At 61.8% G+C, this 23,285-nt stretch carries 24 protein-coding genes; 13 read left to right on the top strand and 11 right to left on the bottom strand.

What is annotated here, in order from left to right; genetic code table 11:
• Positions 1–927: a 4-hydroxybenzoate octaprenyltransferase gene (ubiA, locus tag AC0N03_RS01630; protein WP_474286656.1), complete on the top strand. Its 927-nt coding sequence runs from the start codon at positions 1–3 to the stop codon at positions 925–927.
• Here ubiA and AC0N03_RS01635 read toward each other — a convergent pair.
• Positions 918–1,454: a hypothetical protein gene (locus AC0N03_RS01635; RefSeq protein WP_474286658.1), complete on the bottom strand. Its 537-nt coding sequence runs from the start codon at positions 1,452–1,454 to the stop codon at positions 918–920. The genes ubiA and AC0N03_RS01635 overlap by 10 nt on opposite strands.
• A gap of 197 nt (positions 1,455–1,651) precedes the next feature.
• On the opposite strand from AC0N03_RS01635, the gene AC0N03_RS01640 reads away from it, so the two are divergent.
• The 5 genes from AC0N03_RS01640 to lpxK are packed head-to-tail and all read left to right on the top strand — an operon-like array spanning position 1,652 to position 5,756.
• Positions 1,652–2,437 (top strand): 3'(2'),5'-bisphosphate nucleotidase CysQ, encoded by a 786-nt coding sequence (locus tag AC0N03_RS01640; protein ID WP_474286659.1) that lies wholly within the window; start codon positions 1,652–1,654, stop codon positions 2,435–2,437.
• A 58-nt stretch (positions 2,438–2,495) separates the two neighbouring features.
• Positions 2,496–2,738 carry a DUF4170 domain-containing protein gene (locus tag AC0N03_RS01645; protein ID WP_474286660.1) on the top strand — a complete coding sequence of 81 codons (243 nt, stop codon included), beginning with the start codon at positions 2,496–2,498 and terminating at the stop codon, positions 2,736–2,738.
• Between the two features lie 8 nt (positions 2,739–2,746).
• Positions 2,747–3,460 (top strand): lysophospholipid acyltransferase family protein, encoded by a 714-nt coding sequence (locus tag AC0N03_RS01650; protein ID WP_474286661.1) that lies wholly within the window; start codon positions 2,747–2,749, stop codon positions 3,458–3,460.
• Positions 3,457–4,749, top strand: coding sequence for a 3-deoxy-D-manno-octulosonic acid transferase (locus AC0N03_RS01655; protein ID WP_474286662.1), 1,293 nt, complete (start codon positions 3,457–3,459; stop codon positions 4,747–4,749). The genes AC0N03_RS01650 and AC0N03_RS01655 overlap by 4 nt, the downstream gene beginning before the upstream one ends.
• Before the next feature lie 8 nt (positions 4,750–4,757).
• Positions 4,758–5,756, top strand: a complete 999-nt coding sequence (gene lpxK / locus AC0N03_RS01660; protein WP_474286663.1) for a tetraacyldisaccharide 4'-kinase — start codon at positions 4,758–4,760, stop codon at positions 5,754–5,756.
• On the opposite strand, the gene AC0N03_RS01665 is transcribed toward lpxK, so the two are convergent.
• Entirely contained in the window at positions 5,753–5,986 is a 234-nt protein-coding gene (locus AC0N03_RS01665) for a DUF2093 domain-containing protein (RefSeq protein ID WP_474286664.1), read from the bottom strand. The two genes, lpxK and AC0N03_RS01665, sit on opposite strands and share 4 nt — an antisense overlap.
• Before the next feature lie 159 nt (positions 5,987–6,145).
• Between AC0N03_RS01665 and AC0N03_RS01670 the strand changes: the two genes are divergently transcribed.
• The gene (locus tag AC0N03_RS01670; RefSeq protein ID WP_474286665.1) at positions 6,146–6,679 is read left to right on the top strand and encodes a VOC family protein; all 534 of its coding nucleotides are present in this window, start codon (positions 6,146–6,148) and stop codon (positions 6,677–6,679) included.
• A gap of 54 nt (positions 6,680–6,733) precedes the next feature.
• On the opposite strand, the gene xseA is transcribed toward AC0N03_RS01670, so the two are convergent.
• Positions 6,734–8,302 carry an exodeoxyribonuclease VII large subunit gene (xseA, locus tag AC0N03_RS01675; RefSeq protein ID WP_474286666.1) on the bottom strand — a complete coding sequence of 523 codons (1,569 nt, stop codon included), beginning with the start codon at positions 8,300–8,302 and terminating at the stop codon, positions 6,734–6,736.
• Between the two features lie 119 nt (positions 8,303–8,421).
• Between xseA and purD the strand changes: the two genes are divergently transcribed.
• Together purD and AC0N03_RS01685 are read left to right on the top strand one after the other, a co-directional pair.
• On the top strand, positions 8,422–9,690 hold the full coding sequence (gene purD, locus AC0N03_RS01680; protein WP_474286667.1) for a phosphoribosylamine--glycine ligase: 1,269 nt from the start codon (positions 8,422–8,424) through the stop codon (positions 9,688–9,690).
• A gap of 6 nt (positions 9,691–9,696) precedes the next feature.
• Entirely contained in the window at positions 9,697–10,542 is an 846-nt protein-coding gene (locus AC0N03_RS01685) for a patatin-like phospholipase family protein (protein ID WP_474286668.1), read from the top strand.
• Between the two features lie 73 nt (positions 10,543–10,615).
• Here the strand turns inward: AC0N03_RS01685 and hisS are convergent, their stop codons facing one another.
• From hisS to AC0N03_RS01700, 3 genes are all read right to left on the bottom strand, one after another.
• The gene (gene hisS, locus AC0N03_RS01690; RefSeq protein ID WP_474286669.1) at positions 10,616–12,103 is read right to left on the bottom strand and encodes a histidine--tRNA ligase; all 1,488 of its coding nucleotides are present in this window, start codon (positions 12,101–12,103) and stop codon (positions 10,616–10,618) included.
• Positions 12,104–12,164: 61 nt separating this feature from the next.
• Entirely contained in the window at positions 12,165–12,722 is a 558-nt protein-coding gene (rsmD, locus tag AC0N03_RS01695; RefSeq protein ID WP_474286671.1) for a 16S rRNA (guanine(966)-N(2))-methyltransferase RsmD, read from the bottom strand.
• Positions 12,723–12,725: 3 nt separating this feature from the next.
• Positions 12,726–14,327 carry a pseudouridine synthase gene (locus AC0N03_RS01700; protein WP_474286673.1) on the bottom strand — a complete coding sequence of 534 codons (1,602 nt, stop codon included), beginning with the start codon at positions 14,325–14,327 and terminating at the stop codon, positions 12,726–12,728.
• A 71-nt stretch (positions 14,328–14,398) separates the two neighbouring features.
• Between AC0N03_RS01700 and AC0N03_RS01705 the strand changes: the two genes are divergently transcribed.
• Positions 14,399–14,860 (top strand): nucleoside deaminase, encoded by a 462-nt coding sequence (locus tag AC0N03_RS01705; RefSeq protein ID WP_474286674.1) that lies wholly within the window; start codon positions 14,399–14,401, stop codon positions 14,858–14,860.
• Positions 14,861–14,893: 33 nt separating this feature from the next.
• On the opposite strand, the gene AC0N03_RS01710 is transcribed toward AC0N03_RS01705, so the two are convergent.
• Positions 14,894–15,466 (bottom strand): YqgE/AlgH family protein, encoded by a 573-nt coding sequence (locus AC0N03_RS01710; RefSeq protein ID WP_474286676.1) that lies wholly within the window; start codon positions 15,464–15,466, stop codon positions 14,894–14,896.
• Between the two features lie 103 nt (positions 15,467–15,569).
• On the opposite strand from AC0N03_RS01710, the gene AC0N03_RS01715 reads away from it, so the two are divergent.
• Positions 15,570–16,415 carry a protein-disulfide reductase DsbD domain-containing protein gene (locus AC0N03_RS01715; RefSeq protein ID WP_474286678.1) on the top strand — a complete coding sequence of 282 codons (846 nt, stop codon included), beginning with the start codon at positions 15,570–15,572 and terminating at the stop codon, positions 16,413–16,415.
• A 31-nt stretch (positions 16,416–16,446) separates the two neighbouring features.
• Positions 16,447–16,932, top strand: coding sequence for a redoxin family protein (locus tag AC0N03_RS01720; RefSeq protein ID WP_474286680.1), 486 nt, complete (start codon positions 16,447–16,449; stop codon positions 16,930–16,932).
• 95 nt (positions 16,933–17,027) lie between these two features.
• Here the strand turns inward: AC0N03_RS01720 and rnhA are convergent, their stop codons facing one another.
• Positions 17,028–17,471, bottom strand: a complete 444-nt coding sequence (gene rnhA / locus AC0N03_RS01725) for a ribonuclease HI (protein WP_474286681.1) — start codon at positions 17,469–17,471, stop codon at positions 17,028–17,030.
• Positions 17,468–18,433 carry a homoserine kinase gene (locus AC0N03_RS01730; RefSeq protein ID WP_474286682.1) on the bottom strand — a complete coding sequence of 322 codons (966 nt, stop codon included), beginning with the start codon at positions 18,431–18,433 and terminating at the stop codon, positions 17,468–17,470. Before AC0N03_RS01730 ends, rnhA begins: the two co-directional genes overlap by 4 nt.
• Positions 18,434–18,514: 81 nt before the next feature.
• On the opposite strand from AC0N03_RS01730, the gene AC0N03_RS01735 reads away from it, so the two are divergent.
• Positions 18,515–19,408, top strand: coding sequence for an EamA/RhaT family transporter (locus AC0N03_RS01735; protein ID WP_474286684.1), 894 nt, complete (start codon positions 18,515–18,517; stop codon positions 19,406–19,408).
• Between the two features lie 14 nt (positions 19,409–19,422).
• Here the strand turns inward: AC0N03_RS01735 and ispH are convergent, their stop codons facing one another.
• The gene (ispH, locus tag AC0N03_RS01740; RefSeq protein ID WP_474287206.1) at positions 19,423–20,379 is read right to left on the bottom strand and encodes a 4-hydroxy-3-methylbut-2-enyl diphosphate reductase; all 957 of its coding nucleotides are present in this window, start codon (positions 20,377–20,379) and stop codon (positions 19,423–19,425) included.
• Entirely contained in the window at positions 20,379–23,264 is a 2,886-nt protein-coding gene (locus AC0N03_RS01745) for an EAL domain-containing protein (RefSeq protein ID WP_474286686.1), read from the bottom strand. Before AC0N03_RS01745 ends, ispH begins: the two co-directional genes overlap by 1 nt.
• Positions 23,265–23,285 lie beyond the last annotated feature (21 nt).

Consider the following 23,285-nt stretch of genomic DNA (forward strand, 5'->3'; position numbering starts at 1 on the left):
ATGTCGCTGCAACTGCCGGACGCCGCGCCCGAAGGCTGGCTGCTGAAATTGGTTCCGGCGCATCTTCACGCCTATGTGCAACTGGCGCGCATTGACCGGCCGATAGGCTGGTGGCTGCTGCTGCTGCCGTGCTGGTGGTCTTCGGCTCTGGCCGCTGCCGCACAGGCCGGAGCACCCGCATTCGGTCAGCTTGCCCTGTTTCTGATCGGAGCCGTAGCCATGCGCGGCGCAGGCTCCACCTATAACGACATCGTTGACCGCGATCTTGACGCGAAAGTGTATCGCACGCGCCAGCGCCCCATACCGAGCGGGCGGGTCAGCGTCAGGCAGGCGGCGGTGTTTCTGGTGCTCCAATGTCTGGTGGGTCTGGCCGTAGTGCTCGCCTTCAATGGTTTTGCCATCCGGCTTGCCTTCGCCTCGCTGATATTCGTGCTGATTTATCCGTTCATGAAGCGCATCACCTCCTGGCCGCAGGCGGTGCTGGGTCTGGCTTTCGCCTGGGGCGGCATCATGGGCTGGGCCGCTTATTCCGGCTCGCTCGCGCCAGCGCCGGTGTGCCTCTATGGCGCCGCCATCTTCTGGACGATGGGCTATGACACGATTTACGCGCTGCAGGATATTGCCGATGATTCGATCGCCGGCATCAAATCGACGGCTCGGTTTTTTGGCGACAACGTGCGTGCGGGCATAGCCGGGCTTTATGCCGTGGCGCTGGCGCTGGCCGCGAGCGCCCTCTATCTTGCGCCGGCACATGTCCTGAGCTGGCTTGGCCTTGCTGGTTTTGGGCTGCATCTGGGCTGGCAGCTGGCGCGGATCGAGCCGGATAATCCTGCACTCGCGCTGCGGCTGTTCCGGTCCAACCGCGAGGCGGGACTGATCCTGTTCGCGGGGCTGCTGGCCGACGCGCTCTGGCGCGCCTATTCGTAGGACGTGATTTCCCGCTCGTGCCGGTAGCGGATCGCCTGCAGGTCTTCATTGCCGGGCCGACGGCGCCATGCCTGCTCGCGCCGGCGATATTTGAGGGCGGAGGCGCGGCCCTTGCGTCGCGTGAGCCAGCCGGGCGAGGTAAGGGCAATCAAGGTTCCGTCCTGGGTTTCGACTTTGATGGGCAGGCGCGTGTAGCCCGCCCAATCCGTCAATGCTGCCGAAAGTTGGTAAAAATTTTGATAATTTGCCAGCCGCAGATTGAAGTCTGCGCGTGAAGCCACCAGATCCAGTGCGTAGGCGCCATTGCTCAGTTCGCGCGCGGCAATGCAGGAGTACAGCGCCAGATCGATCGAGCAATACATGATCATGCCGGCTATGTTGCGACGCAGGGTGACATGTTGCGGCGAAATCCAGACATCGCAGCTCAGTTGCGGCTGGGCTGGATCGGCGCAGCGCAGGTGGCGCAGCTGCTGGCCTGAATGCCGGATTGTCGATGGCTCGGTTATCTTGGGTAAATGGGTACGCATACTGGTCACCTGAACTGTGGGCGATTGCCCTCGCGCAGTAAAGGCGACGAAGTGGCGGCATTTCGCTAATTTTGCTGGTTAAATTCCGGTGAACAGCGCTTTGTCGGGAGGCAATTCACAACAGGGAAAAGAACTGGTATCGCGGTTAGGTAAAATTGAATCGAATTGGGTTACGGACGGCGGATTCGGACACAGGCATGGATTTGAACAGGCACGCACTCAGACAGGTCGAGAGCCTGGTGGAAGAGGCAGGGCGCATCGCGTTGCGGGCATTTCGCCCCGGCGAGCCCACGACGGCGCGCGTCTCCTATAAGAACGGCACCTCGCCGGTCACGCAGGCCGATCTCGATGTCAATGATTTCCTGCATGATTCGCTCAGCGCCATCTTCTCCGGAATCGGCTGGCTGTCGGAGGAAAGCATCGCCGATCCGGCAAGGCTCGGGCAGGATCACGTTTTCATTGTCGACCCGATTGACGGAACGCGCGCGTTTTTGAGCGGCGATCCCCGCTGGACGATATCCGTCGCGCTGGTTGAGCGCGGGCGGCCATGTCTTGCCGTTCTCCACGCGCCGGCGCTGCAGGAAACGTTTCTTGCCGTCCGCGGCGCGGGCGCGCATCTCAATGGCGCTTTGCTGAGGGGCGTTGTTGCGCTGCATGAGGGGCCGGTGCGCGTGGCAGGCCCCGCAGCAATCATGGACCGCTGCGCCGGAGCCTTCGACATAATCCGGCAGCCCAAGATTCCCTCGCTCGCCTACAGGCTGGCGCAGGTTGCTGCGGATAAGGTCGATCTTGGATTGGCGAGCGCCAATTCCCACGATTGGGATATTGCAGCGGCCGATCTCGTTCTTGAAGAAGCGGGCTTTTGTCTCACCACGTTAGATGATAGGAAACCGCTCTATAATAAGAGGGAAACGCATCATGGAGCGCTTGTCGCCGCGAGAGAACCATTGCACAAGGCGGCGTTGAAAGCCCTGAGGCAATAGGTTCGTTCCGCTATCAAGCAATAACAGCCGGTCTGTTCAGAAAATGAGGTCATTGAAGATGCAAACCCCGGGAAAGCAATTGCCGCATCTGGTTTTTGGCGGAGAACTCACAAAAGTCGGCGGAACCGAATTCAAGGATCTGGCCAATGTTGACCTCGTCGGCCTGTATCCCGATTATGCCTCGGCCTTCTCCGCATGGAAAGCCAAAGCGCAGGCCACGGTTGACAACGCCCATATGCGCTATTTCATCGTGCATCTGCACCGCATTCTCGATCCGGCCACCGATTCAAGCAAGGGCTGACCGGCGACATGTTGAAACGGTTGGGACGATCCGTCTTCGTGCGGGAACTGGTGGCAATTCTGGCGGTGGCATATTTCCGTCTTGTGCGCCTGACCACCCGTTTCACATTCGAGCCAGCAGATTATTTCGACCGCATCGCCAGTGAAGGCGCGCTGATCGGCACGACCTGGCATGGACAGCATTTTCTTGTGCACTTTGCCAGGCCACAAAACCGCCGGTTTGCTGTGATGATTTCGAAATCGGGCGACGGCGATATCAACGCGCGCATCGCCCGCCGGTTTGGCATCGATCTCATTCGCGGGTCGGGTGGCCCGGCTGAGGAAATGCGGCGCAAGGGCGGCGTGTCCGCGTCGCGCAATGTGCTGCGCGCGCTTGGCGAGGGAATTTCGGTGATGATGACAGCGGATGTGCCGAAAACAGCCCGCAAGGCGGGATTGGGCGTCATCATGCTGGCGCAGCATTCCGGACGGCCGATCTATCCGATCGCCGTTGTCACGGCCCGTCGGTTTGACCTCGACAGCTGGGATCTTGCCAGTATAGCCAAGCCGTTCGGCAAGGGGGCCATTGTGCTGGGCGAGCCGATCCGGGTCGCCGATGATGCCGATGCAACCGTGCTTGAGGCCAAGCGCCTGCATCTTGAACAGGAACTGAACCGCATACACCGGCGCGCTTATGCGCTTTGCGGAAGTTCACACCCCGCCTTCGCGGAGGAGGCGCGATGATCGTTGCCGGATTCTGGCTCGGCCTTTACAAGCTGGCGACGCGGATTTTTGGTCTTTTTGCACCTTTCTTTCTGCTGTGGCGCTACTATCGCGGCAAGGAGAGCTGGCCCCGTCTGCGTGAGCGGCGCGGTTTTGCCCGTGTCAGGCGGCCCGACGGACATCTGGCATGGCTGCATGGCGCCAGCGTTGGCGAAGTTCTCTCGCTCATGCCATTGATCGACAGGTTGCAGGCGGCGGGGTTTCATGTGGTGCTGACATCCGGCACGCTGACCTCGGCTGCGCTTGCCGCCCGCAGGCTGCCGCCCGGCGCCATTCATCAGTTCGTGCCGCTGGATGTGCCGCGCTTCGTCAAGCGCTTCCTCAATCATTGGCGGCCTGATATCGTGATTTTCGCCGAAAGCGAGCTTTGGCCAAATTTCATCGACAATATCCACCGCCGCAATGTGCCGCTGATTCTGGCCAATGCCCGCTTGTCGCCGCGCTCATTCCGCCGCTGGCAGATCATGCCGGCGCTCATCCATGCCATTCTGGGCCGGATCGACCTCGTTCTGGCGCAGAGCGCCGACGATGCGGCGCGTCTCATGCAGCTTGGCGCGCCGCGCGTGCTGATCACCGGCAATCTGAAATTCGACGCGCCCGCGCCGCCTGCCAACAGCGAGCAACTGGCGGAGCTGACCGGCCTCATCGGCACGCGGCCGGTCTGGGTTGCTGCATCCACGCATATCGGCGAGGACGAACTACTGATCGCGGCGCATCAGCAGCTTGCCATGCGGTTCAGCAATCTGCTCACCATCATCGTGCCCCGTCATCCGGATCGCGGCGAGTCTATTCTCAGGCTGGCCGGGCAGGCCGGCCTGCGCGGCGCGCTTCGTTCCGCGGGCGTTCTGCCTGACCGTCATGTCCATGTCTATATCGCTGATACAATGGGCGAACTCGGCCTTTTCTACCGTCTGACCGGTCTGGCTTTCATGGGTGGTTCTCTTGTGCCGCGCGGCGGGCAAAACCCCATTGAACCGGCCAAGCTCGGCTGCGCCATCCTGCACGGCCCGCATGTGCATAATTTTGCCGAGGTCTATCAGGTTCTCGATGAGGCGCGCGGCGCCAACTGCGTCATGGATAGGCAGGAGCTTGTGGACGCCCTGACCGACCTGCTCTCGGATGCCGCGCGCTTGCGCAACATGGCGCGTACAGCCTTCGACGCCGTGGAGCAGAGGGCAGGCGCCACACGGAACCTGATGCGCGCGATCGAGCCCTATGTCGTGCAAATGCGCCTCGACAGCGACCGTTAGGAGGCCAGATGCGCGCCCCCCGCTTCTGGAACCAGCCACCGGGACTCCTGAGCTTGCTGCTCGCGCCGCTGGGCCGGGCTTACGGCGCGCTGGTCGGCGTGCGCATGAGACGACAGGGCGAGCGGCTCGGTGTTCCGGTCATCTGTATCGGCAATTTCACCGCCGGCGGAACAGGCAAGACACCAACGGCGGCGGCAATCGGGGCGGCGCTGAAGGCGCGCGGGTTTGCGCCGGCATTCGTGTCGCGCGGTTATGGCGGCGCATTATCCGGGCCGCAGCCGGTCAAGGTGGATGTTGCGACACATACCAGCGCCGAGGTGGGGGATGAGCCTCTGCTTCTGGCCCGTGTTGCGCCCGTCTATATCTGCACCGACCGCGCGGCGGGTGCACGCCGCGCCATTTCTGAGGGCGCCAGTCTCATCATTCTGGATGACGGGCTGCAGAACCAGGGTCTTGCCAAGGATTTCACCATTGCCGTCGTTGATGGCGCCGTTGGGCTCGGCAATGGCGCATGCATGCCGGCCGGACCGCTGCGCGCGCCCATGGCGGCGCAATGGCCTGCCGTTCAGGCGGTTCTGATCGTCGGCGAAGGCAGCGCGGGGCAAATTCTGGCCGGTGAGGCGGCCCGGCGCGGTGTGCCGGTGTTTGCAGGCCGCCTTGTGCCTGATCCGGTGATGGCCGGCGCCATTGCGGGACAGCGTGTTTTTGCCTTTGCCGGCATCGGCCGCCCGGAAAAATTCTTCCAGACCGTGCGGGAGACGGGCGCCGAGGTCATGGCCATCCAGGCCTTTCCTGATCACCATCGTTTTTCGGAATCCGATCTCAGATCGCTGGCGCAGATCGCCAGATCGCGCGGCGTCATTCCGGTGACAACCGAGAAAGACGCCATGCGCCTGCCGCCGAAAATGCGCGACAATGTCGTGGCTTTGCCGGTGACGATGGATATTGACAGGCTGGATCAACTGACCGCAAGCATTTTGGCGCATGCGGGCGGGATCGGCGGTTAGGCCTTCCCGGCTTTAGCTTTCGCCCATTCGATGCCAAGCGCCTTCAGCCGTGCTTCGGGCGAAGAAAAAGCTTCCTGCGTGTCGACATCCCAGTAGCGCAATTCGTCGAGTGGGATAGGATAGCCCGTGACGGCGCAGCGCACAAACGCGCCCGGGCGCATGATGCGGAAATCGCCATCCATAAATTCCACCAGCGCTTCGCTGGCCGATGCGGTTTCATGACGGTTCATAAGTAGTCCTCTTGGCTGCATATTAACGGATTACCCCGGATATTGCCATGCAAATTCGCATTTCCCATCAATCTGCATGGCTGCAAGGACGAGCAGGCATTCCACGTCCTGACAAGCAACGCATTCCGGTCTATCCTTTGCAGGATCACGGAGAGCGCCATGACGATAGCCCAACCCAACAGCCCCGAGGCCAAGGCCCTTCTGGAAAAGCCTGTTCCTGCCGGAACCCGCATAGGCCATGTCCATCTCAAAGTATCCGATCTGCAGCGCGCGCTGGATTTTTACTGCGGCGTGCTCGGCTTCGAGCTTGTGCAGCGCTACGGCAGCGAGGCGGCCTTCATTTCGGCTGGCGGCTACCATCATCACATCGGGCTCAACACATGGGAAAGCAAGGGCGGTTCGCCGCCACCGCGCAATGCCACCGGCCTCTTTCACACGGCTATTTTGTATCCGACACGAGCGGCGCTGGCGCAGGCCCTGCGCCGCCTGATCGCGGCGGACGTGCCGCTTGACGGCGCAAGCGACCATGGCGTCAGCGAGGCGCTCTATCTGCATGATCCGGATCAGAATGGCGTCGAGCTCTATTGGGATCGCCCGCAGGCGCAATGGCCGCGCGACGCTGACGGCAATCTCGCCATGTTCACGCACAGGCTGGATCTCTACAGCCTGCTGGAAGAGCCGGAAGAGGCCTAGCACGCGCCCCCCCCGCATTCTATGTCCGTATGCGGTGCTTAAAAGAAATATGCCTTAAAACAGCGAGCCTTGCGTCTTGCGGTCCTTTGGCGGAGGGTCGCTCTTTCTGGGTCGCGGCGCGGCGGAGGGCGCCGCCTGAACGATGCCGTCTGCAAATTCGATGCCCAGCAATATTTCCTTGCGCGCGTCCGAGGCATTATGCACCGGCTGGCCGTTCTCGCCGCGCACGAGCGCGAAACCGCGTGACAGCACTTCGCGGTAACCCAGAGAAATGCGCATTTTATCGAGAGCGGCGAGCGCTTCGCGCTGGCGTGCGATGCGGGCCTGAAGCGCCGGAGCAAGCCTGCGGCCAAGAGCAGCGACACGCTCGCGCGCAGCCTTCTGCCGCTCGCTGGCGATGGCCTGCCGCTTGCCAAGCGCGGCCGTGAGCCGGTTGCTCAGGTTTTCCAGCATGACAAGACGCTTGTCGCGGGCGCTGCGCTGCCCCTGCGCCAGCCGCGCGCCCAGTCCCAGCAGCCGCTCACGCACGCGGGCAAGGCGGCTTTGCGGCGATTGCGCGGTGAGGCGCGCGTGCAGCCCCGCCAGCCGGAGCCTGTGGGTGTCGAGCCTTTGGCGCAGGATATGCCCGAGCCGGACGCTGGTCATATCCAGCTTCTGACGCGGCCCTGCCAACACGGCATCGGCCGGAGGCAAGGCGCGCGTCAGCGCCCTGACATCCTGCCTGCGGCGCTCCTGTGCCCGATTGACGCTACCCATCAGCCGCAATCCAAGCTCCTGAATGGCGGCGATGAGCTCGGAGCGCACAGGTACGGCCATTTCGGCGGCGGCCGTAGGCGTCGGCGCGCGTATATCGGCGGCGTGGTCGATCAGAGTCCAGTCCGTCTCGTGGCCAACGGCCGCGATGAGCGGAATGTCGGACGCGGCGGCGGCGCGCACCACTGATTCTTCGTTAAATCCATTGAGGTCTTCCAGCGAGCCGCCGCCGCGCGCCACGATCAGCACATCGGGGCGTGGGATCGCACCTCCCGCCGGCAGGGCGTTGAAGCCTGTGATCGCGGCGCTCACTTCCGCGGCGCAGGTCTCGCCCTGCACACGCACTGGCCATACGATGACATGGCAGGGCATCCTGTCGGATATCCGGTGCAATATATCGCGGATCACGGCGCCCGTGGGCGAGGTGACTACCCCGATCACCCGCGGCATATAGGGCAGCAATTGCTTGCGCGCGGCATCGAAAAGCCCTTCCGCCGCCAGCATCTTGCGGCGCTGCTCCAACAGCGCCATCAGCGCGCCGAGTCCCGCAAGCTCAAGCGATTCGATTACGATCTGATATTTCGAAGAACCGGGAAATGTCGTCAGCTTGCCGGTGGCGATGACTTCCATGCCCTCCTCAGGCCGCACGCGCAGGCGGCCGAACAGGCCCTTCCAGATCACGGCATCAATCTTGGCGCCTTGATCTTTCAGGGAAAAATAGGCGTGCCCCGAAGAATGCGGCCCGCGGTAGCCGGAAATTTCGCCGCGCACGCGCACATGGCCGAACTCATCCTCGATCTTGCGTTTCAAGGCGCCGGAGAGTTCGGTGACGGTATATTCGGGGGCGTTGGTCAGGATGTTTTCGCTCACCCGCTCATTGAACCTGTCGGGACGGAAATTTCAAGCTGTTTGCAGCCGAAGTTTGAAATTGCGCTGGCGCACGCGAAGCCTTAAATCTCCGGCAACTCCTTTGATGAAATGGCTTGACGATGAATGTTCTTCTGATTGGTTCCGGCGGGCGTGAACATGCTCTGGCGCTGGCGCTTTCAAAATCCCGCAGGTTGACAAAGCTCTGGATCGCGCCGGGCAATCCTGGAACCGAGGCTCTGGGCGTCAATGTCGGGCTGGACGTCGCCGATCATGCCGCCGTGATCGACTTCTGCAAAAGGCAGGGCACAGATTTCGTGGTCATAGGGCCGGAAGGCCCCTTGGTGGCGGGTCTGGTCGATGATCTTGCCGCCGCTGGAATCGCGGCTTTCGGCCCGTCGAAGGCGGCGGCGCAACTTGAGGGCTCCAAGGGCTTCACCAAGGATCTTTGCGCCCAGTTCAATATTCCCACCGCCGCCTACAAGCGTTTTGCCGACAAAGCGGCCGCGCTGGCCTATGTGCGGGCGCAGGGCGCGCCCATTGTCGTCAAGGCAGACGGGCTTGCGGCGGGAAAGGGCGTGGTGGTCGCCGCAACGTTGCAGGAGGCCGAAGCCGCAGTTGAGATGGTGTTTTCGGGGGCTCTGGGCTCTGCAGGCGCTGAAGTGGTGATCGAAGCCTGTCTCGAAGGCGAGGAAGTCTCATTTTTTGCGCTATGCGACGGCACGCGGGCGCTGGCCTTTGCCTCGGCGCAGGATCACAAGCGCGCATTTGATGGTGACGAAGGGCCGAATACCGGCGGCATGGGCGCTTATTCGCCCGCGCCTGTCATGACGCCGGAATTGGAAGCGCGGGTCATGCGCGAGATCATCGCGCCGACGCTGCAGGGCATGGCGGCGCGCGGCACGCCTTTCCGCGGCGTGCTGTTCGCCGGGCTGATGCTGACGGCCCAGGGTCCGCAACTGATTGAATATAACGTGCGGTTTGGTGATCCCGAAACGCAGGTCATGCTGCTGCGCGTGGAAGATGACGTGCTCGAATTGCTCCATGCCTGCGCAATCGGCGCTCTGCCGGAAAAGCCGGTGCGCCTGTCGCCGCAAACGGCGCTCACCGTGGTTTATGCCGCGAAGGGCTATCCGGGCGCTTATGAGAAGAATACCGAAATCCGCGGCCTGCCGGTTGCCGCAGCCGTACCGGGCGTCACCATCTTTCACGCCGGCACACGGCGCGAGGGCGGGCGGCTGCTGGCCAATGGCGGGCGGGTGCTCAATATCACTGCCGTCGGCGCGGATGTGGCGCAAGCACGGCAAATGGCCTATGCTGCTCTCGAGAGAATTGACTGGCCGCAAGGATTTTTCCGCAAGGACATCGCCTGGCGCGCGCTCAAGAAGTGAGATCAGGTGACGCGACAGGAACTGGCTGCACGTAATTCCCCGTCTGTCGGGCTGGCGCTCGGCGCTGGTGGCGCGCGCGGACTGGCGCATATTATCGTCATGGAGGCTCTGGACGAACTAGGCCTGCGTCCGGCGGCAATTTCCGGCACATCGATCGGCGCGATTCTGGGTGCGGCCTATGCTGCCGGCCTGTCGGGCAGGGAGATACGCCAGCATGTGTCCGGGCTGATGCGCGACAAGCCGGAGGTGATGGCCCGTCTGCTCAAAGCGCGCGTGGGACGCCTCGCCGATCTGTTCACGCGCGGTCTGAGCAATCCGGTTCTGATCGATGCCGAAATCTTCCTGCAGCAATTCTGGCCTCTTGCCATGCCGTCGGCTTTCGAGGATATGCCTATTGCGTTCACGGCAGTGGCAACGGATTTTCTCACGCATCAGCCCGCCAACTTCACCAGCGGCGCTCTGCTTCCCGCCGTCGCCGGGTCCATGGCCATTCCGGGACTGGTCAAGCCCGTTGCGCATGAGGATCGCATTCTGATCGACGGCGGCGCGGTCAATCCGCTGCCCTTTGATCTTGTGAGGGCGGATTGTATCCTTGCCGTCGATGTGACCGGCGGGCCTCGACCTGAGCGCCTCGCGGCGCCGGAACCGTTCGAGGCCATGTTTGGCGCGGCGCAGATCATGCAGACCGCGATTACCCGTGAAAAGCTGAAGAGCGCCGCACCCGACATTCTTCTGCGACCGGCGATCGATCATTATCGCGTGCTCGATTTCTTCAAGGCGCGCGACATTCTCAAAAGCGCCGAGCCTCTGCGCGACGAGGTGAAACGCGCGCTGGAGAAAAGGCTGGGGTGAGCTTTCCCCTCTTCCTCGGACAGGCTCAGGATGGGGGACGACGCAACGTCATTTCATATGAAAGTTGATTTCCTCAGTACCGCGCCAGAACTTTCTGCACGATTTCAACCAGATCTGCTTCCAGAACCGCAAGCTGCGATTTCTCCTTGAGGGCCAGATAGGCCTCGCGTTCCAGCGTTTTGGCGCTGCCCGCCAGTTCTGCCCCGGCGATCAGATCCTTGATGATCACCTCGCCCTTTTCGCGCTCGTTCGAGCCCTGTATGACGGCCACAACCGAGCCGCGCTTGTCGGCATATTTGAGCTGGGCGTTCATGCCAGCCGCGCCTAAATAAAGTTCTGCAGGAATGTGTTCAGCGCGCAGGCGGCTCACAAGACGCTGATAATCGGCGATGCGATCCTTGTCCATGACCAGCACAATCACCGGACCGCGTGCGGCCACTTCGGCGACAATCGGACTGTTGACAGCCTTCAGTGCCGAGAGAAGCCGTGAGACGCCGATGGAAAAACCTGTCGCGGGAACGGGTTCGGCGCGGAAGCGGCCGACAAGGCCGTCGTAACGGCCGCCGCCACCTACTGAGCCAAAGCGGATCGGCCTGCCGTCTTCGGCAGCGATTTCGAAGGTGAGTTCCGCCTCGAAAACCGGACCCGTATAATATTCGAGGCCGCGCACCACAGACATATCCACGCGGATGCGGTCAGACTGATAGCCGGCGGCCTGACACAGGGCCCGGATTTCCAGCAGTTCGTTCAGCCCCTCGCGCGCCAGATCGGAGCGGAACGACGGCAGCATATGCATGTCGGCAAGATCGGAATCATGGCTCGAAAGCTGAAGAAAATGCAGCAGGTTGGCGGCATGTTCGTCCGAAAGGCCGGCGCCTTTGGTAAAGTCGCCGCTCTCATCCTTGCGGCCCTGACCCAGCAGCAATTTGACGCCCTCCGGCCCAAGGCGGTCGAGCTTGTCAATGGCGCGCAGCACCGTGAGGCGGCGACCGGCATTTTCCGGCCCGCCAAGGCCTATGGCTTCCATCACGCCATCGAGAATCTTGCGGTTGTTGACCTTGATGACATAATCGCCGCGCCTGATGCCCAGCGCCTCCAATGTGTCTGCCGCCATCATGCAGATCTCGGCATCGGCGGCCACGGAAGCCGCGCCCACAGTGTCGGCGTCGAACTGCATGAACTGCCGGAAGCGGCCGGGGCCCGGCTTTTCGTTGCGGAAAACATAGCCCGCCCGGTAGGAGCGGTAGGGCTTGGGCAGGGCATCATAATTTTCGGCCACATAACGGGCCAGCGGCGCGGTGAGATCGTAGCGCAAGGAAAGCCATTGCTCATCGTCGTCCTGAAAGGAGAAGACGCCTTCGTTGGGCCGGTCAAGATCGGGCAGGAATTTGCCCAGAGCGTCGGTATATTCAATAAAGGGCGTTTCCACAGCCGCGAAGCCATAAAGCTCATAGGTCTTGCGGATGGTTTCCATCATTTTTTGCGTGGCGGCTATATCGGCGGCGGCGCGGTCGACGAGGCCGCGCGGCAGACGTGCCTGAGTGGTTTTTTTCTCTGTCATGATACGCCTTTATTTTCCCCTCACCCTTACGCGCAAAATACCCGCTCCCTCTGGGAGAAGGTCAGGGTGAGGGCCTTATAAACAAAATTTGAGCAACGCCATAGGCGCGATTTTCGATCAGTTCAAAGCCTTCCGGCAGGGTGATGGCGGCATCCGCGCTTTCCTCGAGAATGATGAGCGCGTCCTTTGCCAGCCATCCGCCGTCTCTGAGCGAGACGAGCGCGCGCTCGCCAAGCCCCTTGCCATAAGGAGGGTCGAGAAAAACCAGATCATAGGGCTCGCCGGGCGGCATCTGGCCCAGCCGGGTGGCATCGCGGCGCAGCAGGCGCGTGGCGCCGCCAAGGCCGAGGGCTTCCACATTCTCGCGGATGAGGGCGCGGCCCTGCGCCGAATCATCCACCATCAATGCGAAGCGTGCCCCCCGCGACAGGGCTTCCAGCGCCAGCGCGCCGGTACCGGCAAAAAGGTCAATGACACGTGCGCCCTCCGCCGGGTCGGCGTAAGTATGGGCGAGCACATTGAACAAGGTCTCGCGCAGCCTGTCCGATGTGGGGCGCAGGCCCTCGCCGGTCGGGCCCCGGAGACTGCGACCCTTCAGTCTGCCGCCGATGATCCGCATGGATTAACGGCCCCGTTTGCCGCCATCGGGGCGCGGACGCGACGGCGGTTTGCCGCCGGAAGGCCGTGAGCGCGGCGCAAAGCCATCGCGTTTCTGCCCATCGCGGCTCTGTGCGTCCCGGCTTTGTCCGCTGCGCCCTGGTCCGCCGCGCCCCTCGCTGCGCGGTGCGCCGTCCTTGGCGGCGAAAGCCCGCGAGGATGTCTGCCGCTTGTCAAAGCTGCGGCCGGTGCGGGGCCGCTCCTCAAATTCTTCCTCGCGCGGTTTGCGCCAGTTCTTTCGTGGCTCGAAGGTCTTTGCCGCCGCTTTGGCCTCGCGTTTCATGTCGGTCTGGCGCAGCGTGCGCGGACGCTTGCCCTCCGGCATTTCGGCATCGCCGGACGCAAAGCGGCGGCCATTGCGGGTGGCCGGTTCCTTTTCAAGCCGGATGGAAGGCCTGCTCACACGTTCCACGGTCACAGCGCGGCCATCGCGGTCCTGCGTTGTTTCGCGCTTGATGATCTGGCGCGGCCCTTCGCGCGCCGCAACATCCCGTTCGAGACGCAAGGTTCGGACATGTTTGCGCGCGCCCTGAACCGGACGCGAGCGGACAGGCGCTTCGTCCTGCGTAAAATCCTGTTCGCGCTTGTAGCCGCGCGCCGGACGTGCGCTCTCTTCGGAGCGGCGGGGCGCGCGGATTTCGGTGGGACGGGCCCGGACGGGCACCGGCGGAGCATCCTCGGCGAAGAAACATCCGGCCTCGGCGATCAGCGCTTCGCCCAACTGCTCTTTCAGCACGCGGGTCTTGACTTCCTCGACCGCGCCTTCCTCAAGATCAAGCAATTGGAACGGACCGAACGAGATACGGATAAGCCGGGTCACGGCAAGGCCGAGATGTTCGAGAACACGTTTGATTTCGCGGTTCTTGCCTTCGCGCAGGCCCATGGTCAGCCAGATATTGCTGCCCTGCACCCGGTCGAGATGGGCCTCGATACCGGCATAATCAACGCCGTCGATGGTGATGCCCTTGCGCAATTCGTCGAGCACAGCCTGGTCGGTTTCGCCGTGGGCGCGCACCCGGTAACGGCGCAGCCAGCCGGTTTTCGGCAATTCGAGCTGGCGGGCAAGGCCGCCGTCATTGGTGAGCAGCAGCAGACCTTCGGTATTGATGTCAAGCCGGCCGATGGTCATCAGCCGCGGCAGGCCCTTGGGCAGCACTTCAAATATCGTGGGCCGGCCTTCGGGATCGCGATCGGTGGTGACGGTGCCGCGCGGCTTGTGGAACATGAACAGCCGTGTCGGTTCGGCGGCCACCAGCGGCTTTCCGTCCACCAGAATCTGATCCTGCGGGGAAACGTTCAGCGCGGGAGAAATCAGCACAACGCCGTTGACGCTGACGCGGCCATCGGCGATCCATTGCTCGGCATCCCGGCGCGAGCACAGGCCTGCGCGGGCCATGACCTTGGCGATGCGGGCCTCGCTGTCGGCACTCGCGGCGGCCTGAACCGGTGCCGGCTTGTCCGTGTGGTCGCGGCGCGGTTCATGCGTCCGAGACGCGCCCGGGCGCGGGCTTTTCGGGGGGAAGTTCTTGCGCGGCCCGTTGCCGCCTGTCTTGCTTTTGTCGCTCATTCCTGTCTGATAAAGCAGAAGCGCTGGAGAGTGAAGCTTTTTCAAGATGTTCTGCAAGATGAGTATACGACTTGGCTGAATTTGCGGCAAACGGGTTCGATCTGGCTTTCGAGGCGGCGCGCGCCGCGGCGCAGCGCGGCGAAGTGCCGGTGGGCGCCGCGCTGCTGCGTCATGGCAAGGTTATTGCGACAGCCGGGAACCGCACATTGGAGGACAGGGACGTCACCGCCCATGCCGAGATACTGGCTTTGCGCGCGGCCAGCGCCGCGCTTGGTTCTGAACGTCTGCCGGACTGCGATCTTTACGTGACGCTGGAGCCCTGCGCGATGTGCGCGGCGGCCATTTCTTTTGCGCGTATCCGGCGGCTTTATTATGCCGCGCCGGACAGCAAGGGCGGCGCGGTTGAGCATGGACCGCGCTTTTTCACGCAACCGACCTGCCATCACGCGCCGGAGGTTTATGCGGGTCTGCGCGAGGCGGAGGCGGCGGACCTGCTGCGCGGCTTTTTCAGGGATAAACGCGCAGAAATCTGAATCTAACGCGTAAAAGGCAGATTGAAAACCGGTCTAGCCGTGTCCGGCCTCGGCGGCGAGCATGGCCGGATCAATGCCAAGCTTGGCCAGTGCGGCCTCATATTTGCGGCTGTGTTCCACTGCGAAAATCACGGCCGGGTCGCCGGGGCAGGTAAGCCAGGCATTTGACATCAGTTCGCTTTCGAGCTGGCCAGCCCCCCAGCCGGCATAGCCCAGCGCCATCAGCGCCCGTGTCGGCCCTTTTCCGCGCGCCAGAGCCTTGAGCACATCCATTGTTGCGGTCATGCGGATGTCGGCGTCGATGGCAAGCGTTGCCCCGTTATGGTGATAATCCGCCGAATGCAGGACAAAGCCCTGATCGGGTTGCACAGGCCCGCCGGTCATGACCTGAATACTGTCGACGGAAATCTGATTTTCAGGCGTGATGTTCAACTGCTGCAGCAATTTGGCAAATCCCATCGTGCGATGAGGTTGATTGATGACAAGGCCCATCGCGCCCTCGCTGGAATGCGAGCAGATATAGATCACCGCTTTGTGAAAACGGTTATCACCCATTCCCGGCATTGCCACCAGGAACTGGCCATTCATCCACGTCGGATTTGTCATATTTTTTGCCATGATCCGAATATATGTTCTGGCTTCCTGCCAAACAATAGCGTTCACGCAAAGTTGCATCGCTTTTGCCGCCGCCAGCATCTAAACAGACATCATGATCAAAAAACTTTCATTGCTTTTCAGCCTGCTGCTTGTCCAGCCCGCCCTTGCTGATGCCTTCGCCACTGACTGGAGCCCGGCGGCAAAGTCGCGCGCGCGCCTGCTTGCTGCGGGAGCGGATTCGCCGGGCCATTTCCGGGCCGCGATCGATATCGAGCTTGCGCCCCAGACGCTGACCTATTGGCGTAACCCGGGCGAGGCGGGGCTGCCGCCGGTTGTATCCTTCGACGGTTCGGAGAATGTCGCCAGCGCGGTGCTGCTTTTTCCTGCGCCCAAAGCCCTTCTGGAGGCCGGAACACCGGCTAACGGCTATGAAGGTGAAGTGATTTTCCCGATCGATGTTGTCGCCGCCGACCCTTCGAAGCCGGTTACGCTCAGATATCGGCTCGATTATGCCGTTTGTGAAAAAATGTGCATTCCAGCCAAGGCTGGCGGGGCCCTGACGCTCTCGCCGGAGCCCGGACCCTATGCGGCCATAGAGGCTGCCGCGCGCGCACAAGTGCCGAAGCCTCAGGCATTGGGCGCTGCCGATGCGCTTTCGGTTGTTTCCGTCCATGCCCGCAAGGATGAGCGCGGCGGCTCGGCAGAGATCGATGTGACGGCGCGCGCGCCCGCGGGGCAGGATGCCGATCTCTTTGCCGAAACATCGCCGGATATATTTGCCAGCGTCGAAAAGGTTGATTCGGGCAGCGGCGCGGCCATGCGCCAGTTTCGCCTGAAGCTGGAGCCGTCATCCGGCAAGGTTGACTGGGCTGGACAAACTCTCCGCCTGACGCTGGTTAGCGGTGAAATGGCGCGCGAGACGATAATTGCCCTCGACGCCGCCGGGCTGACGCCTTAATTTACACATCATTCGTTCAACAGGGGGTTCCATGACAATAGAAGCAGGCCAATCCTTGCCGCCGGCGACGTTCCGCGTGCCGGGTGCCGACGGCCCGGTCAACATGAGCGTCGACGAAATTTTTAAGGGCAAACGCGTTGTGCTTTTTGCCGTGCCAGGTGCGTTCACGCCCACCTGCCACAAGAACCATCTGCCTGGCTATCTCGACAAGGCAGCAGCGTTCAAGGCCAAAGGCATTGACACCATCGCCGTGACTGCAGTCAACGATGTGCATGTGATGGCAGCCTGGGCGCGCGTCACAGAGGCCGCGGACAAGGTGCTGTTCCTCGCCGACGGCAATGGCGATTTCGCCAAGGCTGTGGGTCTGACCTTCGATGCCAGCGCAGGCGGGATGGGGCTGCGCTCGAAGCGCTATTCCATGCTGGTCGAGGATGGTGTCGTAAAAAGCCTCAATATCGAGGATATGCCCGGCAAGGCCGATGTTTCCGGCGCCGAGACCATGCTCAAGCAGATCTGAATATTGCTATCCGGATTGCAGCGAGCGAAAGCCTTCCCCCATCCTGAGCTTGTCGAAGGATGGGGCGCGGGAAAGCTTCTCCGGTGCGCCGCTTGTCAGGCGAGAAGCCGCCGGATCGCCTCATTTGCCAGTTCGTCCGCCCGTTCGTTGAGCGGGTCGCCCGCATGGCCCTTGACCCAGTTCCAGCGGATTTCATGACGTTGTGCGGCGGCATCGAGCCTCATCCACAGGTCGACATTCTTGACGTCGTCCTTGCTGGCGGTTTTCCAGCCGCGCGCCTTCCAGCCCTTGATCCATTGTGTGATGCCATTGCGCACATATTGCGAATCGGTGTGCAATTCGACAGTGCAGGGGCGCTTGAGTGCTTCGAGCGCCTCGATGGCGGCAGTGAGTTCCATGCGGTTGTTGGTGGTCATGGATTCGGCGCCGGAAAGCTCCTTGCGCGCATCGCCGAAAGACAGAATGGCACCCCATCCGCCGGGACCGGGATTGCCCTTGCAGCCGCCATCCGTATAAATGACAACAGATAGAGCGCTCACAGGGCCAGCCCATATTCGCGGGCATTTTCAATAGCCTGATGAAAACGCAGCTTGCGGTAATATTCGAGCGGGTCTTTGGGCCTGACCAGCGCGCCGGGCGGCACGTTCAGCCAGTCGACAAGACGCGTCAGCATGAACCGCAGCGCCGATCCGCGCGCCAGAACCGGCAGCGCGGCTATTTCGGACGAATTCAGCGTCCGTTCGCGCGCATAGGCGGTGAGCATGGCTTGTCCCTTGGTGAGATTATAGGAGCCATCAGTCTCGAAGCACCAGGCATTGAGGCATATGGCAAGGTCGTAAGCCAGAAAATCCGTACATGCGAAATAGAAATCGATCAGCCCGGATAGCTTTTTGCCAAGAAAAAACACGTTGTCAGGGAACAGATCGGCATGGATCACGCCTCGGGGGAGATCCGACGGCCAGTTTTTCTGTAAGAATTCCAGCTCTTTGGCGATGAAGCCTTCCAGCCCGTCCGCAACCTCGTTGGCGCGCGCGCCAGCCATGTGGGCAAGCGGCGCCCAGCCCGAAACGGAAAGAGCGTTGACGCGCTGCATGGCGAAATCTGCGCCCGCGAGATGCAGGCGGGCCAGAGCCGTGCCAACTTCCTCACAGTGAAAGGCCTGCGGCTGGCGAATCCACACGCCGTCGAGAAAGGTGACGATGCAGGCGGGCCGTCCGCTCAGCATGCCGAGCGCTGCGCCGGTACGGTCCGGCACCGGTTGCGGGCAGTTGAGCCCTCTTGCCGCAAGATGCTGCATTAATGCGATGAAAAACGGCAGATCGGCGGCGTTGGTGCGTTTTTCGTAAAGGGTGAGAATGAAATGTCCTTTTTCCGTCGCGAGCAGAAAATTGGAATTCTCGACACCTTCGGCAATGCCCTTGCAGGACAGCAGCGCGCCCAGATCATAGCGGCCAAGGAAGTTCTGCAAACCTTCATCGGTAACTTCCGTATAGACTGCCATGGATACTTCTCGCCGCGCCTTTGTGATGACTTCGTTTATCGGGCGATCTATGGTGATGTCAAACCTGAAAAAAGAGATGAAATGGGCGTTCCTGTCTGGTTCTGGATTATCTTCACGCTGTTCGGTTCTGTCGGGCAGGTCATACGCAATGCAGCCCAGCGCCAGCTGATCGGCCACATCGGCACAGGCGGCGCCACGCAGGTACGGTTTTTGTTCGGCCTGCCGTTTGCAGCGCTGTTTCTGGTTGTCGCGGTGCTGGTGACGCATGAGCCACTGCCACATGTCGGAATCATGTCGCTGGCCTGGACTTTTGCCGGCGGTCTGGCGCAGATTGTCGGCACCGCGATGATGCTGGCCGCCATGCGCGAGAAGAGCTTCATGGTGGCCACCGCCCTCATCAAGACCGAGGCCGTGCAGATCGCGCTGCTGAGCCTGCTGATCCTGCAGGAGCATCTCAAGCTGATCGTCTGGCTGGCCATAGCGGTGGCAACTTTCGGCGTGCTGGTGCTCTCCTGGCCCAAAACGCGGGAGCGGCCGGCGCCGCGCGCCATCGTCCTCGGCCTGTTGTCCGGCGGTTTTTTCGGCCTTTCGGCAATCGGCTTTCGCGAAGGCATCCGCGCGACCAGCGGTTCCGGTTTTCTGGTTGCGGCGGCAGCGACATTGGTCGTGGCCCTGTTCCTGCAATGTCTGGTTGTCGTGCCTTATCTGCTGTGGCGCGACAGGGGTGCCTTCGCCGCCATGGCCCGGCATTGGCGCGGCTCGGTACTGGCGGGCGCCGTCGGCGCCATGGCATCCGAATTCTGGTTTCTGGCCTTTTCACTGGCGACAGCCGCCAGCGTGCGCACGCTGGCCTTGATCGAGATGTTATTTGCCCTCGCACTGACCAAGAGCTATTTCCGGCAGCATGTGTCCACCCGTGAAATAGTCGGCATGGCGCTGATCAGTTTCGGCGTGATCCTGATTGTGCAAAGCTAGTCCGGCCGGGTGGTTCAGTCAGCGAGCCGCAATTCGCGCGGCAGCGGGAAGAAAACATTCTCGCTGGCCGTGGAGACTGTTTCCACGTTCACAGTGAACCGCTCTGAAAAGGCGTCAATGATTTCCTCCACCAGAATTTCCGGTGCTGACGCGCCAGCTGTGATTGCGAGCGAGGATATTGAGGAGAACATGGCCCAGTCGATATCCTCAGCGCGCAGGACCAGCCGCGCTAGCGGGCATCCGGCCCGCTCGGCGACTTCCTTAAGGCGCTGAGAATTCGACGAATTCGGGGAGCCGACGACAATCAGCGCGTCAACAACGGGCGCAACACGCTTAACGGCTTCCTGCCGGTTGGTGGTGGCATAGCAGATGTCTTCCTTATGCGGGCCGACCACATTCGGAAAGCGCGCCACCAGCGCCTCAACGATCCCGCGCGTATCGTCAACCGAGAGCGTGGTCTGCGTGACATAGGCAATCTTGTCCGCGAGATTGTCCGGCAATCTGGCGACATCGGCGACAGTTTCGATCAGAATGACAGCGCCTTCGGGCAATTGCCCCATGGTGCCCACCACCTCCGGATGGCCGCGATGGCCGATAAGCACAACTATGCGTCCGCGCCGGTGATGCACCTCCGCCTCGCGATGGACTTTGGTCACCAGCGGACAGGTGGCGTCGATGGCGAAAAAATTCCGCGCCTTGGCGGCTTCCGGTACGGATTTGGGCACGCCATGCGCGGAGAAGATCACGGGCGCTTTTGTATCGGGAATTTCGGACAGGCGGTCGATGAATATCGCGCCCTTGGCCCGCAGGCCCTCGACGACATATTTATTGTGAACGATCTCATGGCGCACATAAACCGGCGGACCATAGATTTTCAGTGCGTTCTCAACGGCATCAATGGCGCGTACGACGCCGGCACAAAAGCCGCGCGGCGCGCAGAGCAGAATTTTCAGGGCGGGTTTGCTCATGATTATCCTTGATCGGGCGCGGCACCGAGGAACTTGCGGGTTTCTGCGGTGCTCATCGGCTGGCCAAAGGCAAAGCCTTGCGCAAATTCGCTGCCGAGCTGGGTCAGTTCCACAGCATCGGATTCCGTCTCGACGCCTTCCGTCACAACTTCTATGCCAAGATCATGCACCAGACGGATGATGGAGCGCAGCAACACGGGCCGCTGGCCATTGGCATCATGTTTGACGAAAGAACGGTCGATCTTGACTGTATCAAAAGAGAACCTCTGGAGATAGGCCAGAGACGAATAGCCGGTGCCGAAATCATCCAGCGACAATCCGGCGCCAAGCTCCCGGATACGGCTCAGGATCTGGGTCGCATATTCGGGATTTTCCATCACCAGACTTTCGGTCAGTTCCAGTTTCAGGCTGCCGCGCTTGACCTGCGAGCGCGTGAGGGCGGTTTTGACATCAAGCAGCAGATCGTGGCGCAGCAACTGGCGCGACGAAATGTTGACGCTGGCAAAAATCGGCGGCTCCACGTCGAGCGCCTGCTGCCATGCCGCAAGCTCACGGGCGGTCCGCTCCAGTGCGAACTGGCCAAGTTCTATGATAAGGCCGGTTTCCTCCGCCAGCGGAATGAACTCGGCCGGATTCAGGCGGCCAAGGCGCGGATGATCCCAGCGCAGCAGAGCCTCGAAGCCGGCCACGGTCCGATCCTCCAGCTTGACGATCGGCTGAAAGAACACCTTGAGTTCGCCGCGTTCCAGCGCCCGGCGCAGATCGGCTTCCAGAGACATGCGGTCGGAACGCTGCGAGCGCATGTCCGGCGTGAATACCTCGACACGGTTGCCGCCCGCGCGCTTGGCATGGGCCGTCGCCATTTCGGCGTCCTTGAGCATGTCGTCCTTCTTGAGATGCAATTGCGCATCGAAAAGCGCCAGCCCGACGGAGCCGGTCAGAGAGACTTCCCGCTCGGCGAGGGTGATCGGCGTATTGATGGCCTTACGCATCGTATCGGCCAGATTGGTGATCTGGCCGGTATTCTGCTCGGAAAGGATGATGGCGGAAAACTGGTCGCCGGAAATACGCGCCAGCGTATCCTGCGGCTTCATCAGGCGGCCAAGGCGGCGCGAGAGCGTGAGCAGGATCGCATCGCCCATGGCCAGACCAATGGCGTCGTTCACCTGCTTGAAGCGATCAATGTCGATGGTGATGACGGTCGGGCGCAGGCTTTTCTCGCGCTGGGCCTGATTGACGGCCGCCTCGAGGCGATCAAGAAACAATTCGCGGTTCGGCAGGCCGGTCAGGTTGTCATGCACGGCATCCTGCAGCAGGCGCTCCTCGGAGGTCTTGGTGACGGAGATATCCGTCATCGTGCCGATTAGCCGCAGAACCTCGCCGTCTGCGCCCACCACCGGCCTTGCCTTGAGCTCGTACCATGTATAACGCCCGTCCGCGGCGCGCAGACGGAAGGTCTGCATCACCCGGCCGCATCTTTGCTCGAGAATCATGTCGAGCGCTGCCTGATAGCGGTCGCGGTCAAGCGGGTGCATCAGCTCGAACCAGTTGGAAGCTGGTCCTTCCAGCGAGCCGCGCTTGAGGCCAAGCTGAATTTCCACTTCCGGCGAAACGAAAGTGCGGTCGGCGGGCACGTTCCAGTCAAAGACGATATCGCCGGAGCCTGTCAGCGCGAGCGCCTTGCGCTCCTGATCGGAGACGGAGCCCAGCGCCAGCGCGCCGCCTGCAAAGGCATTCTGCATCACGGTGAAGCCGATCAGCATGACGATCAGCACAAGTCCGCCGATGAGGGCAGGCGATACGATGTCGTTCGTCAGCGTGCCGGTGACCGCAAAACCTGCCGCCGTTGTCCACAGCAACAGCAGGAACCATGCCGGAATCAGCATGATGGCGCGCTCATAGCGGTGCGTGGCCAGATAGATGACGAGCAGGAAGCCGACCGCCGAAATGGTGGCCAGCGAAAGCCGCGCGATACCGGCCGCCACCGGCGCGTCATAAACAGCGGTGGCGATCAGGCCGGCCAGCAGAACCAGCCAGGCTATGGCGATCTGCGAAAGGCGGACATGCCATCGGTTGAGATTGAGATAGGCGAAAAGAAAGATCAGCAAGGTCGCCGCGAGCGTGGCTTCGGTTGCGGCGCGCCATATTCGGTCGGCTTCGTCGGAAATGCCAAAAATCTTATGCCAGAAGCCGAAATCAATGCAGACATAGGCCAGCACCGCCCATGCCAGCGCCGCTGCCGAAGGGAAAATCACGGCGCCCTTGACCACGAAGACAATGGTCAGGAACAAGGCAAGCAACCCGGCTATGCCGATGATGATGCCATGATAGAGCGTCAGGCTGGTGATTTTGTCCTTATAGGCATCCGGATCCCACATATAGACCTGCGGCAGGTTGGGTGTCCGCAGTTCGGCTACGTAAGTGACTGTGGTGCCAGGATCGATGGTGAGCATGAAGACGTCGGCGTCCGGGCTGTCCTGCCGTTCCGGTGCGAAGCCCTGGCTCGCCGTGATGGCGGAAATGCGGGTGGCGCCAAGATCCGGCCAGATAACACCGGAATTGACCAGACGGAAATGCGGGGCGACGATCAGGCGGTCGATCTGCTCGTCGGTGTCATTGGTGAGGGCGAAAACCATCCAGTTGGGATGCGCGCCCTTTTCCTTGGCCTGAACCTCGATGCGGCGCACGATGCCATCAGCGCCGGGCGCGGTGGAAATCTGAATTGAATCGCCCTGCTGGCTGTTGCGCTCGACGATCGGCGTCAGATCGACGGCATTCACGTCCGGCGACACGCGCACGGATTCCAATGCCGCCGCGGGCCCGGCGGCTCCGATGAGGACAAGCCATGCCGCAGCGATCAGCCAGATATATTTTTTTAAACCCGCCATCGGCCTCAGTTATAATTTGTG

The organism is Methylocystis sp. sgz306128 (assembly GCF_056032725.1).